Source organism: Streptomyces sp. AJS327 (genome assembly GCF_013450295.1).
GTDB lineage: Bacteria > Actinomycetota > Actinomycetes > Streptomycetales > Streptomycetaceae > Streptomyces.
Genome location: NZ_SKBR01000004.1, coordinates 1 through 12,226, shown reverse-complemented (window position 1 = coordinate 12,226; position 12,226 = coordinate 1). Strand labels below are relative to the sequence as shown.

At 69.1% G+C, this 12,226-nt stretch carries 17 protein-coding genes; 11 read left to right on the top strand and 6 right to left on the bottom strand.

Features of this window, described 5'->3' with window-relative positions:
- Positions 1–45 precede the first annotated feature (45 nt).
- The 4 genes from E0L36_RS21750 to E0L36_RS21735 all read left to right on the top strand — a co-directional run bounded on the left by E0L36_RS21750 (position 46) and on the right by E0L36_RS21735 (position 2,310).
- Positions 46–1,041 carry a hypothetical protein gene (locus E0L36_RS21750; RefSeq protein ID WP_308416875.1) on the top strand — a complete coding sequence of 332 codons (996 nt, stop codon included), beginning with the start codon at positions 46–48 and terminating at the stop codon, positions 1,039–1,041.
- Positions 1,042–1,058: 17 nt separating this feature from the next.
- Positions 1,059–1,466, top strand: coding sequence for a hypothetical protein (locus E0L36_RS21745; protein WP_180930955.1), 408 nt, complete (start codon positions 1,059–1,061; stop codon positions 1,464–1,466).
- Positions 1,467–1,530: 64 nt separating this feature from the next.
- The gene (locus E0L36_RS21740) at positions 1,531–1,749 is read left to right on the top strand and encodes a hypothetical protein (protein WP_180930954.1); all 219 of its coding nucleotides are present in this window, start codon (positions 1,531–1,533) and stop codon (positions 1,747–1,749) included.
- 9 nt (positions 1,750–1,758) lie between these two features.
- Positions 1,759–2,310, top strand: coding sequence for a hypothetical protein (locus E0L36_RS21735; RefSeq protein ID WP_180930952.1), 552 nt, complete (start codon positions 1,759–1,761; stop codon positions 2,308–2,310).
- Between the two features lie 41 nt (positions 2,311–2,351).
- Here the strand turns inward: E0L36_RS21735 and E0L36_RS21730 are convergent, their stop codons facing one another.
- Positions 2,352–2,969, bottom strand: a complete 618-nt coding sequence (locus E0L36_RS21730; RefSeq protein WP_180930950.1) for a hypothetical protein — start codon at positions 2,967–2,969, stop codon at positions 2,352–2,354.
- Positions 2,970–3,099: 130 nt separating this feature from the next.
- Here E0L36_RS21730 and E0L36_RS21725 point away from each other — a divergent pair, with 130 nt between their 5' ends.
- The 6 genes from E0L36_RS21725 to E0L36_RS21700 all read left to right on the top strand — a co-directional run bounded on the left by E0L36_RS21725 (position 3,100) and on the right by E0L36_RS21700 (position 7,696).
- Positions 3,100–3,819 (top strand): hypothetical protein, encoded by a 720-nt coding sequence (locus tag E0L36_RS21725; RefSeq protein ID WP_180930949.1) that lies wholly within the window; start codon positions 3,100–3,102, stop codon positions 3,817–3,819.
- Between the two features lie 117 nt (positions 3,820–3,936).
- On the top strand, positions 3,937–6,024 hold the full coding sequence (locus tag E0L36_RS21720; protein WP_180930948.1) for a right-handed parallel beta-helix repeat-containing protein: 2,088 nt from the start codon (positions 3,937–3,939) through the stop codon (positions 6,022–6,024).
- 17 nt (positions 6,025–6,041) lie between these two features.
- Positions 6,042–6,542: a hypothetical protein gene (locus tag E0L36_RS21715; protein ID WP_180930946.1), complete on the top strand. Its 501-nt coding sequence runs from the start codon at positions 6,042–6,044 to the stop codon at positions 6,540–6,542.
- A 9-nt stretch (positions 6,543–6,551) separates the two neighbouring features.
- Complete coding sequence (locus E0L36_RS21710) at positions 6,552–6,863, top strand: hypothetical protein (protein ID WP_180930944.1); 312 nt, start codon at positions 6,552–6,554, stop codon at positions 6,861–6,863.
- A 109-nt stretch (positions 6,864–6,972) separates the two neighbouring features.
- Positions 6,973–7,245, top strand: coding sequence for a hypothetical protein (locus E0L36_RS21705; RefSeq protein WP_180930942.1), 273 nt, complete (start codon positions 6,973–6,975; stop codon positions 7,243–7,245).
- A 58-nt stretch (positions 7,246–7,303) separates the two neighbouring features.
- Positions 7,304–7,696: a hypothetical protein gene (locus E0L36_RS21700; RefSeq protein WP_180930941.1), complete on the top strand. Its 393-nt coding sequence runs from the start codon at positions 7,304–7,306 to the stop codon at positions 7,694–7,696.
- 197 nt (positions 7,697–7,893) lie between these two features.
- Here E0L36_RS21700 and E0L36_RS21695 read toward each other — a convergent pair whose 3' ends face one another.
- The 3 genes from E0L36_RS21695 to E0L36_RS21685 all read right to left on the bottom strand — a co-directional run bounded on the left by E0L36_RS21695 (position 7,894) and on the right by E0L36_RS21685 (position 9,411).
- The gene (locus E0L36_RS21695; protein WP_180930938.1) at positions 7,894–8,115 is read right to left on the bottom strand and encodes a hypothetical protein; all 222 of its coding nucleotides are present in this window, start codon (positions 8,113–8,115) and stop codon (positions 7,894–7,896) included.
- 211 nt (positions 8,116–8,326) lie between these two features.
- Entirely contained in the window at positions 8,327–8,563 is a 237-nt protein-coding gene (locus E0L36_RS21690) for a DUF397 domain-containing protein (RefSeq protein ID WP_180931630.1), read from the bottom strand.
- Positions 8,564–8,565: 2 nt separating this feature from the next.
- Positions 8,566–9,411, bottom strand: a complete 846-nt coding sequence (locus E0L36_RS21685; protein WP_180930936.1) for a helix-turn-helix transcriptional regulator — start codon at positions 9,409–9,411, stop codon at positions 8,566–8,568.
- A gap of 273 nt (positions 9,412–9,684) precedes the next feature.
- Here E0L36_RS21685 and E0L36_RS21680 point away from each other — a divergent pair, with 273 nt between their 5' ends.
- Positions 9,685–10,197, top strand: coding sequence for a hypothetical protein (locus E0L36_RS21680; protein WP_180930935.1), 513 nt, complete (start codon positions 9,685–9,687; stop codon positions 10,195–10,197).
- Between the two features lie 41 nt (positions 10,198–10,238).
- On the opposite strand, the gene E0L36_RS21675 is transcribed toward E0L36_RS21680, so the two are convergent.
- A complete protein-coding gene (locus tag E0L36_RS21675; protein ID WP_180930932.1) occupies positions 10,239–11,156 on the bottom strand; it encodes a formylglycine-generating enzyme family protein in 918 nt (305 codons plus the stop codon).
- 9 nt (positions 11,157–11,165) lie between these two features.
- Complete coding sequence (locus tag E0L36_RS21670) at positions 11,166–11,948, bottom strand: aminotransferase class IV family protein (RefSeq protein WP_180930923.1); 783 nt, start codon at positions 11,946–11,948, stop codon at positions 11,166–11,168.
- Between the last annotated feature and the right edge of the window lie 278 nt (positions 11,949–12,226).

Below are 12,226 nucleotides of genomic sequence, written 5' to 3'. Positions count from 1 at the left end.
CACACCGCATCAATCACCGACCGAAGCGGGTCCACAGTCAGCCCCGTGCAGATCCTCACCGAGATCGAGTGGACGCGGGCGCTGGACGACACCAGCACCGCCCGGGTCGTCGCCGTCCCGGAAGGAGACTGCTGCGAACGCCTCGGGCAGGTCCGCGCGTGGCGGCACTACCTCAACGTCTGGCGGGACCGGCAGCCGGTATGGTCCGGCCCCATCCTCCAAGTGGAATGGTCACGCGGCCAGATCGAGATCTGGGCCGGCGACATCCTGGCCATCCTGGACCGCCGGGTGCCGCACGACACCGTGACCTTCGGCGAGGCGGACCTGGCCGACATCGCCGCGTGGCTGATCCAGGACGGGTTCGCCCCGGATGACCCCGGGCACAGCGTCGAGACGATCGGCCGTACTCGAGTACGCGGAGGACGGTCGTACCGTCGCGGCATCGGGCAGACCGGCGACCATCTGCGCGACCTCGCGGAGGGCGGTCTCGACTACACCGCGGTCGGTTCCCGGATCATTCTGCTGCCGGAGACGCACATGAGCACGGTCGGAGCGCTCACGGACGCGGATATGCCCGAAGGGCTCATCGTCGCCGAGGACGGCACCGCGCTCGCCTCCCGCTGGGTCGTCGCCGGGGACGAGGATGGCGACGTGATGGGCGAAGCCGGGGGTACCGACGCGTACTACGGCCTGCTGGAGCGGTACGTCGAGCAGACCTCGATCACCACCACCCTCGCGGCCACGGACGCCGCGCGGTCCCGGCTGCGCAGTTCGCTGCCCGTGCCGGTGTTCATCGACACCCAGCAGGTCACGATCGCGCCGGAGGCTGCCGTCAGCGTGCCGACGCTCGTGCCCGGCTGGTGCCTGGACATCTTCACCCAGGCTACCTGTCGGCCTATCTCCCAACGGCTGAAGATCACTGGGCTGAAGGTCACAGAGAACGGCGGCACGGAGTCGACGCCCGGCAGCGAAAGCGTGCAAGTGCAGGTGGCAGCGACGGGAGCAGAGAGCACCACTGACAAGACGTTCGGAGCTGTGTGATGGCGCTACGAGGAGGGATGGCCCGCCGGGTGCCGGGCAACCCGATGGGGAGCATTCTGCGGGACATCGACCGGCGGACCCGTACGACGACGCGGCGAGCCCGCCCGGCTGCCCGCACCGAGCCCGACGAACAGCCTACCGAGCCCGAGCCCGTGCCGGTCCAGACGGCGCCGAAGCCTCCGACGCCCTGGGGCGTGGCGGCGTTTACCCTCGTCACCGGCGAGGACGGCGGGGTGCAGGTGGAATTCCCCCGGCCTTTCGCCTCACCCGTGGTGGTGGCCTCGGTGATCGGGTCGGCGTCGGCGGTCGCCGTCGTGGACGAGGTGACATCCAGCCACGCGTACGTGAGCGTCCTCAGAGGCACCGACGCTCGCCGCGCCCCGGGCTCGTCGGTGCACGTGATTGTCACGGAAGCGACTGGCTGATGCCGCATCAGCAGCGGTGACCTGATCCCATTGTTGTGATCAGAGACGCCGGTACGGTCGGTGCGTGGTTTCCAAGGGTCGGCACCAGAATTCGGATGTCGCGAGCGCGCTCGACCGAGCCAAGCGGGCAGGCTGCACCGTCGCGCCGGACAAGAATGGTCACCGCTGGGGCTGGGTGGTGTGCTGCTCCTGCGGAGCGCGCCTCGCCGTCTCCGGCACACCCAAGATTCCCGGCAATGAGGCGAAGAAGATCGACCGGTTCGTCCGCGAGCACCAGCACTAGGGAGACGACGTGGAGTGGAATTTCGGCCTTCTGCTCAGGAAGCCGCTCACCCGCGAGCAGGCCGACGCCTTCGACCACTGCGATGCCCTTGCGGACGGGGCGATCTCGTACACGCTTGCCCCCGAAGAACCTGACGCCCATCCGCAGCCCGCAGATCCGGCCCTGCTGCGAGAGCTGAGCTGCGACATCGAGGCCGCCACCCTCTTGGACGCCATTGCCGAAGCGGTACAGCGCATCCAGCTTGTCGACCTCCGTGCCGTCGGCGTGACACTGCCCGACCTCGTGACGCTCGACGAGGTAGCTCAGCGCAGCGGACACAGCGCACAGGCAGTGGCTGACCTGTCCCAGTACCCGCGGTTCCCCGAACCCGAGTCCGACGAGGGGACATTGCTCTACTCCTGGCTCCGGGTCGCCGCCTTCCTGCGGGATATCGGCGACCCGGTTCCCGACGTGCCGCAGGAGGCGGTGATCGCAGACCACGCGCTCGGCCTCACGGACGCCCTCGACGGCGCGCACGTCGCGCGCGGGACGCTCCGTGCCTTGGGGTTGCCGACCGCCTGACCGGGCACGAGAACCCGCCAACGTCAGGCGCCCACACGAAGTCAATTGCCGAAGTTGCGGTACCAGTCGTTCTCCAGCAGCCTCGTCCACACGGCGTCGGTGGACGGCGACGGCGGTGGGGCGTCTGTCGCGAAGGTTCCCCACAGGGCACCGTCCTCCGGCGCCACCACGGGCGTGAAGGGTCGGCGGCGTCCGTCGGCGTCCCTCGGCTCGTACCCGGGCTCGGCGTACATGCCCCATACCTCGTCAAAGAGTCGGGCACCGAAGTCGACGCCGTTCCAGTCGATGGCGGTGGCGGCGCCCTGACCCTCGAAGTCCAAGGCCAGCGCCACGAAGTAGGTCCCTCTGCGGCTCTGTTCGTCGTACGGTCCCCACGCTTCTGCCGCAGCGAATCCGGTGCGCGTAACGGCCCCCAGTACTTCGGCCAGCCCATAAGCGTCGCCGGGGCGCTCGGCGTCGATCTCCACGCGCAGCGTCTCCCACTCCGCCGGGTGGCCTGTGGCGCATATATCGCCCCAGCGGGCTTCTACTTCGCGCCTGGTCCTGTGGCCGGTCGTGAGGACGACCTGCCTGCCGGTGAGCGTCAAGGAGTCCCGGTCGATGAGGTGCCGGTGGGCGTCCAGCGGGGTGAGGCGCAACGTTTCTGCTCGGAAGTCCATGGCCGAAATGTAGTGCTGGGCATGAGGTGTACGCGACGGGTTCGGATCATGGCCTGATTCGAGCCGGATACCCTGTCGTTGTGCCGCTGGTTGTGGGCCGGGCCACGCGAGTCTGCCGTTGGAGGCTGACGTGGCATCAGTGTGCGTGTGCAGCGACTACTTCAGGATCACCGAAGACGGCGAGTTGTGCCTGGTCCCGGGCACGATGGGGCTCCGGATGACCCTGTACTTCAAGGACGCGGGCACCTACCAGTTCGAGAAGTCCGAGTACCCCTGGCTGGCCCGAATCCGCGTCCAGGCGCAGGGCGCAGGCGGTGGATCGGCGTCCGCCGACGCGGCGGCCAGCCAGTGCATCGTCCGGCCGGGCGGCGCGGGGGGCGGCTGGTCGGAGGCCGTCGTCGAGGCATCCGCGCTCGGGACGGTGGAGACGATCGTCGTCGGCGCGGGCGGAACTGCGGGGACCGGCAACGGCAACGGCGGGGCCGGGGGCAGCAGCTCCTTCGGCGGGTTCGTCGTCGCCTCCGGTGGAGACGGTGGGACCGCCGCGCAGTCCTCGGGGACTGCTGCGGACGCCGTGCAAGGCCCGGCCGGCCCTCTCGCCGGGACGGGACAGTACGCCTCCGGCGGCTGTGCAGGCGGTGCCGGTATCCGCCTGTCGGGAACCAACGGGCAGTCAGGCGCGGGCGGTGAATCCCGGCTTGGGCACGGCGGCCTTGCCCGCGCTGCGGAAGGTGTGGGGACCGCGCCGCGCGGCTACGGCGGCGGCGCAGGCGGCGCCCTGTCGTACGGCGGCGACTTCAACGGCGCGGACGGCGGGTCCGGCCTCGTCATCGTCGAGCTGTACGGCTGACGGTCACCTCCGGCGGGGCGCCGTCGGGGCGACGTAGACTCGTAGCGCTGCTGGTTGTGGGCCGGGCCGAGAACACCCCGAGAGGTGATCATGGCCCGGTGCGGATGTGCTGGCGACATGGCGACCACCGCAGTCCTGAGCGAGGACTCCGAGTGCATCGCGCTCGCGGGCAACGGCAGCATCGCCAGCCCCCTCGTCGCGGCGCCGATCATCTCCCCGCGCCCCGGCAACCTCATCTCCTGCGACGACGGCCTGTACGCGTCGAACGGCGGCACCTGGACCCCGCAGGACTTCGGCGCGGCCGGCAACGGCGTGGCGGACGACGCCCCCGCGTTGCAGTTGGCGCTGAACGCCGCGCTCGCGGCCGGGGGCGGCACGGTCTACGTTCCGGCCGGGATCTACCGTCTGGCGACACTGCCCTTGCGGATCTACCGCCGCACCCGGCTCGCGCTGACCCCCGGGGCCACGATGCGGCGCGGCGTCAGGGGCACGATGCTACTGAACGGGGACGCGGGCCAGAACTTCCCCGGGTACTCCGGGCATGGGGACATCGTCATCGAGGGCGGCACCTGGGACGCTCGCGGCACGCAGTTCGCCGAGCCCAGCATGTGCATCAGCATCGGGCACGCCGAGAACGTCCTGATCCGGGACCTCACGATCAAGGACGTCGGCGGGTACCACGGGATCGAGATCAACAGCACCCGGCACTGCGTCATCCGGAACGTCCGTGGCCTCGGGTACGTCGACACGGACGGGCGGGACTTCTCGGAGTTCATCCAGCCGGACCTGGCCAAGGGATCTGCCTATTTCGGCGGCTTCGGCCCCTACGACGACACCCCGGTCATCGACCTGCTCGTCGAGGGCTGCGTGACCGGCGCATCGGGCACGCCGGGCACCACAGCGTGGCCGCGCGGCATCGGCTCGCACTCCGCTTCACCGTCCCGGCCGCACCGCGACATCCGCGTCCGGGACTGCGCGTTCCAGGGGTGCAGCCAGTTCGCCATCGGCGCGTACACCTGGGAATCGGTCGTCATCTCCGGCGTGCAGTTCCGCGACTGCGGCGGCGGCATCCGCTTCCGGACGCTCGATTCCAGCATCACCAGCCACCGCACCCCGGCTGGCGGCAGCGGCCCGACCATCACGGGCAGTCAGCCCTTCGCCGGGCTCGTGGTCGACAACGTCACCATGACCGGCGGCGGGTCGTACGGCGCGGCCGTGGAGCTGGTCGGCGAGGAGACCGGGTACGTCCAGGACGTCACGGTCGGCCGCGTCACGGCGCGCAACGTCGGCCAGCAGGCCGTGCGGATGGAGTACGTCGAGGACTACGTCGCCTCCGACATCGTCGCGCACACCACCGGGGCCACCTCGATCAGCACCCTGGGGACGCGGCGCGGCCGGTTCGCCGACTGCCACGTCAACGGCAGCGGCGGCGCTGGCATCACCGTCGACTCGCGGTCGACCCCGGCCGCGACGGGGACGGACGTGCAGATCGTTGACTGCACCGTCACCGGGACGGCCGCGAACGGGGTGCACATCTGGGACGGCGCGGACCTGCTCGTCGACTCGTGCGAGCTGTACGCCCTGAACGGCTACGGCGTGCAGGTCAGCACGAACACCGCGCGGATTCTCGTACGGGACACCCGCACGAGCGCGACGACCTCCACGCCGATCAACTTCACGAGCACGGTCACCGGCGCCCACCGCGAGGGCAACTCGGCCGACGCGCCTGGCACCATCACCACCGCCACTGCGGCGAACACGACGACAGAGACCGTCGTGGCGAGCCTGCTCATCCCCGCCGCCGACGCGCTCCCCGGCACCAGCTACCGGTTCTCCGTCCACGGCCAGGCATCCACCACGGGCACGCCGACGCTGACGATCCGCGTACGCCTCGGCGGTCCCACGGGGGCGGTCCTCTCAGCGTTCTCCGCCGTCACCACCTCGTCCGGCATCAGCGGTCGCGGCTGGTCCGTGAACGGCGCGCTGCACGCCATCGCCCCTGGCTCCTCGGGGACTTGGGCGGCGAGCGCGCAGCTCATCCACCGCCTGGCCGCGACCACCGGCCAGACACTCCAGGACGTCACCGACGGGACGGTCACGCGGGACAGCACCGCGGACCAGGCCCTCGTCGTCACCGCCCAGTGGTCCGCCGCCTCCGCCTCCAACACCGCGCAGGCGCTCGCCTCCAGCCTCAACCGGGTCTGAACGAAAGGACGTTACCGATGACCGACACCGAGCCGAGCGGCGTCGCGGTCTGCTCGCTAAAGCGGGACACGAAGCAGATCATCCAGCCCGGCAGCAGCTACACGATCGTCCGCTTCCCCTTCGGCAACGCCGAGCCGTCAGACACCCACGGGATGCACCAGGTCCAGCAGCCCGACGGCTACACGATCACCGACTGGGACAACGACGAACGGTCCGGCCTCATCTGGCCGAGCCGGTCCGGCTGGGGACAGCTCCACGCCATGATCCAGTGGGAGGCCGGGGGCTACACCGAGCTGCGCGACCAGTTCGTGCGGGACGCCCTGCGGTTCGGGCCGGACCCGGAGAACACCACCGCGACCGACCATCGCACCCCGACGCCGGGGATGCAGTGCTTCACCAAGACCCACGGCATCTTCGTCAACCCTGCCGTGCCGCTGTCGCTGAGGGTCGCCCACAACGACAGCCGCGCGAGGGCCGTCGTCCTCGCCGAATTCAAGCTCGTCATCAACCCCGCCTAGGAGGCGTACATGGCTACTGCCCAGATCCCGTCCGTGGGCCGGATCGTGCACTTCGTGTCGGCCATCAAGGACCCGGACGACAGCACGGCGGCACCGCTGCCGGTGGCGAACCTCGCCGCCCTCATCACCGCGGTCAACCCCGTACCGGAAGGCGCGACCAGGACCGCGCGCAAGGCGGCGGAGAAGAACCAGAAGGTCTCGCTCACGGTGTTCGCCGAGACCAAGGTGACCTTCCGGCAGAACGTCGAGTACGACGAGGCCGGCACGGTGCCGGGCACCTGGCACTGGCCTGCGCCGATGCCCGCCGAGGACGGCGCGTGACGCAAGTCGCCCGCACGGCGCGGGGAGCGTCCTCCAGCTCCCCCGCCCCGGCCCGCCCCGTCACCACGCCTGCACCCTCGCGCCGGCCTGCTTTCCACGGAGATCCGCCATGCCTGCACCTCCCCGGCCGTCCGTCGGCCACACCGTGCACTACGTCAGCCACGGCACCCCGCTGCGCGGCGACGGCTCCCAAGCGTTCCCCGCGGCCTGTCGCGCCGCCGTCATCACCGAGGTTGACCGCGATGATCCGGGGCGGGTTGGCCTCGCTGTCCAGAATCCGACGGGGACGTTCTTCCATCCGCTCGCCGCTGGCGGCTCGGAGTTCGCGGACGCGGAGACCGCGCTCGGTGGCTCCTGGCACTGGCCGGAGATCTACCAGTGAGCACGCCGATGTCCGCCTCCAGACACTCCGCGACGAGCCCGCCGAGTAGTCGGTGAACGTGGACGCGACCGGCATCCCGGCCCTCGACGTCGCCGTGGTGTGGGGTGGCGCGGTGACCATCCTCGCCGGCGTCGGCACGGTCGTATGGCGAGCTGTACAGGGTACGGTCCGGCTCGCTGGCCGCGTCGACGACTTCATGGACGACTGGACTGGCGCACCGCCCCGTGCAGGGGTGCCGAGACGCCCCGGAGTCATGGAGCGCGTGGCCGCGATCGAGGAACGTCTCCAGCGCGTCGGGTACGAGCTGTACCCCAACAGCGGCTGTTCTCTGCGGGACGCCGTCGACCAGGCGAACGAACGGCTCGCCCGGCTCTGGCCGGAGCCGGAGGAGTGCGGGCCAGCCCCGATGCCCACCGATCCGCCGCCGGACTCTCCACCGGCCGCTCCCTGACCAGCCGCCCGCCACACAGCTCCGGGGACGGGCGGCCTCCTCACTCCACGCCGGACGATTCCCGCCGTTGCGCAGACGACAAAGGCGTCCGTGGTGGACGCTGAAGGAGGAACCGGCCTCCAGGCCGGAATGCGCCGCATCCCCCCGTGCGGCACGGAGACGAGCCCGACCATGTTCCCCCGCATGGCCGGGCTCTCTCATGTCCGCGGCGCGGCCGAGCAGAGGCCGCTGGCCCTACCCTGCCCCTCGCCCCCAGAACCCTTCTCTCTGTGCACACGGTCGGCGGCGTTCCACAGCTCCACCAAGCGGGCGTACTCGCCTGCCCGGCCGTCCGCACTCGGGCTGGACATCAGCAGCCGGATGCACTCGTTCAGCACGTCACGGCAGGCGTGGTCTGGCAGCACGTCCGGGGAGGTCACACCGAGAGAGTACGGCCGCACACTGACAGTGGGTGAGTCGCGGGGTCAGGTCGGCCTGGGCGAGCGCGGTCGAACGCGCTTGGCACCCTCCTACATGTCGATCACGCGGGTACGTTCTCCGGGGCCGTCGGCACGGCTGAACCAGAAGCGGCCTGTCTCCCCTGTTACGGGCGGGGGGAGACAGGCCGCTTTGCGTATCAGATGCGCCTGGTCAGAGAACGTCGAACCCGTTCCTGTTCACAGCCGCGATGAAGCCGCTGAACGCCTCCGGTGTGAACAGCAGGGCAGGACCTTCAGGGTCCTTCGAGTCGCGAACGGCGATGCTGGCATGGGTCTGGGTCACGTCGGCGCACTCAACACACTGCCCCTGAGAGTCGCCACTGTGGGAAGACTTCTTCCAGACGGCGCCCCCGAACTCAGGGGCCATGAGGACGCGTCCGTTCTTCATGGTCACTTGTGCAGTCCTTCCAGGTACTTGTTGAGTAGATCCCGTGATTTGTCCACGGGGAGCGCAGCGGAAGCGATGTTGTCGAACTCGGCTTCCAGATAGGCGACCTGCTCCGGGTCGTAGGTGTGCGACCCACCCATGGGGTTGTCGACACTGGCGACAGGGGTCCAAGGGTGACGGAACGTGAGAATCGTCATCGCTCCATTGGACCCGTAGGAGGGATGGGCGGTGAGCGGCAGGATCTGGATGGTCACGTTCGACATCTCGGAGGCATCGAGCAACTTGCGTAGCTGATCCCTCATGAGAGCGGGTCCGGACTCGAACCGGGCATGGAAGGCAGACTCCGGCACCAGCCCGTGGAACTTGGCGCGACTGAGGACTTCCTGTCGAGCCAGACGAATAGCGATCAGCGACTCCGGGTCGTTCGAACGCGCGCTGGAATGCATCTCCCGTACGTAGCCAGGGGCCTGCACCAGGCCGGGGACGACCTTCGGGTGCTGGATGCGGATGGTCTCTGCTTCGGCCTCCAGCTCGACGAAGTCCAGGTACGCCTCGCTGACCTTGGCAGCGTATGGCGCCCACCACCCCTTGTTCGTCGGCTCCTCGGCGACACGTGCGACCTCTTCTACCCCTTTCGGGTCATCGACGTCGAGTTTCCCGCACAGGTCATAAACCTCATCACGACCAATGCGGTAGTAGCCGCGCTCGACGCGGGAGAAGCGCGCCTGGCTCCAGCCCATGGCCCGGGCAGCATCGCCGGAGGGCACCCCCATCCCCTCGCGCCACCGGCGCAGTTGGGCGCCAACCCGTCGCCTTCTGACTGACGGCGTCGCTCTGCTCTGCGTCATGGGCGCAGTCTCGCACGCCTGCGTCATCGTGACCATGGGCACAGGCGTCCGCTCCTCTTTTGATTTTCTGCGAAAGCATTGCACGCAGAACCAAAAAAGGAGCATGATGAGGATCCAGCGGGACGTGACTACCCGTCAAATCAAGATCATTTGTCACGCTCGGTTACTCCCGCTGGACGTTCGGGCCGGATTCCTTCCCGGCCAGAGGAGCTACCAACTGCGCTCCGGCGCTGCCGACGGCTCCTAATCCCCACGACGGAGCCGAGGCCAGCAATGAGCCAGAGCACTACACGCCGCAACGGGCGCAACTGGATGGACCGCCAGCGAGCTTTCGACGCGGAGGGCCGTCTCGACAAGGCGCGCGTGGAAGCTGATCCGCTCGTGCGGCTGATGAATGCTCGCCGTGGAGCGCTCGATTACCGCGTTGCGCAACTCCGAGGACTGGGCCGCGTGCCGCGGGTTTGTCTGTACGCGCTCGCTACACGCGACCAGGTGCCGACGCACTCTCTGAACGGGGCCCGGGAGTTCGCCGCACGGCAGGACTGGCAGGTGGGGGCAGGCCAGTGCTTCACGGATCACTTTGGCCCAACCGACCCGTTTATCCGGCCGGGTTGGTCGCTGGTGCGCCATCAGATCCGTTTCGGGTATGCCGACGGGGTCATGACGCTCACGCACTCCGTCATCAGCCCGCTCCTGGTTGAGTACGAGCTGCAACTCGATCTGGTCAACAACTACTTAGGGTTCATCGCCCTGGCGACGTCCGAGACCGCGGGCGGGCAACAGTGACCGCCGCGGCCCCCCGCAGGGGGTGCTGTGTTGGACCCCGCCTACGGAGGACTGACGCAGCGGAATCCGGTGTCGTTGTCCTGCATGGTGGCGTTCGCTGTGTTCTGCAAGGACGGTGCGGCGCGCTCAAACGGCGAGGTGAAGGCCGACCCCTTCAGCTCGTACCGGCCGCTCCCGCGCCGCTCCTCGGTGGAGCACCACTCCCAGACGTTGCCGCACATGTCGAAGACGCCGTACGGGCTGACGCCCGACTGGTAGCGGGAGACGGGTGTCGTCGCGTCGATGCCGGTCTCGGCGACGTTGCACTTCGCGGCCGTGGGTCCGTTGCCCCAGGGGTAGGCGCGTCCCTTCGAACCGCGGGCGGCCTTCTCCCACTGCGCGGCGCTAGGCAGCTCCTTGCCAGCCCAGCGGGCGTACACGGTGGCGTCGTGCCACGTCACCCACACCACCGGATGGGTCGCCAAGCCGGCGGGGCACCGGCCGCCGACCCAGTGCTGCGGTGGCCGGTGACCAGTGTCCTGCACAAACGTCGCGTAGTCGGCGTTGGTCGTCGGGTAGACGTCGATGCGGTACGACTCCAGCCACACCGAGCGGCCTTCCGCACCGGAGAGGTAGATGCCCTCCTCGACGAGGGCCATCAGCTTCCCGTCCACGGGGTGCTTGCTGGCGCGCGAGTCGCGGCGCAGCAGCTCCTCTGCGCGCTCGTCGTGCTCGACGGCGGCTCGCTCGGTGAGGAGCGCCGCGAACCGCTGCTGGGCGTCGCGGTCGGCTTGCGCGAGCACTGTATCGAGAGCCGCTTGATTGACGAGGCTGAGTTCCAGCGTCTCGCCCCGGCGTTCCCACCGGGGGATCTGGCGCTGATTCACCCCCACGAGATCGGCGAAGGTCTTGCCGGTCTTGCGCATGGCCTTACGCAACAGGCCGGCTTCGCGGCCCGTCCACCTGGTGACCCCCGACATGGTCTCGTCCTACAGGGTCTCGCCGGGGACCGACAGGTACGCCTCTTGAAGCCGAGTCAACACGGCTTGCTCGGTGGGGAATTCGACCTCGTCGATGGCGGACAGGGCGCGAACCCCGATGCTCGTGTTCGTCGCGAACGCAGCTTCCATGCCCTTGGCCTGCTCCAGGGTGACCGTGGCGACCTTGTGCTCGGCGCGCTGCTGGAGCAGGGCCATAGTCACGCCGGGCAGTACCGGCGCTTGCGGCCACACGACCGTGCCGTTCTGGTCGACGAAGGCGACGTTCCAGGTGCCGCCCTCGCTCACGAGTCCGTCGCGGCCGACGAACAGAGCGTCGCCGTACCCGGCGAGCTGCGCGGTACGGCGGGCGTGGAGTGCTCCGAGCAGCCCGACGTGCTTGACCTCGGGAAGATCGCGTTCGTACGGCACGCTCATGGCGCGCAGCGGTGCTGGGGGCATCGCGCCGGCACCGCGCACGGACACCAGGATGTGCGGCTCGTCGGCATCTGCTGGGTGTCCCATCTCGACCTTCGGGTCGTAGACCGTGACGCGGACGACGCACGGCCTGCTCTGCCCTTCCAAGCTCTGGCGGACGTAGTCGCGGACACGTCCGGTGTCCAGGTCTGCACCCCAGACCACTTTGCAGTCCCGCACGAGGCGTTCCATGTGCAGCGTCAAGCCACGGATGTTGCCGGTCTCGTCGACACGCATGGACGTGAAGTGGCCCAGATTGGTCAGGGCCAGGGGCATCAGGTCGTCGGTGGATACGGGCTTTCCATTGAGCGTCACCATGCGGCCCAGCATGTCAGGGCAGTCGCCTCCGGCGGCACCCCAGAAGAGGTTACTGACGGGTCAACGTCATCGGGAAGTCATTCCCCTGTCGCTATCACGCGGTGTTCTCTGGTCACCGTCCGGACACGCTTGGTGATCTACGAGGTGAAGCGTTCCGCGCCACGCACCCGTGCTGTGAGCCGCACGGTCAACCACACTCGTGACCATCTGGGAGGCACCCGATGACCCCGGTCACATCCGCCGCACCGGTCGTTGCGAGCGCGCCTCCCGTGCGCGCG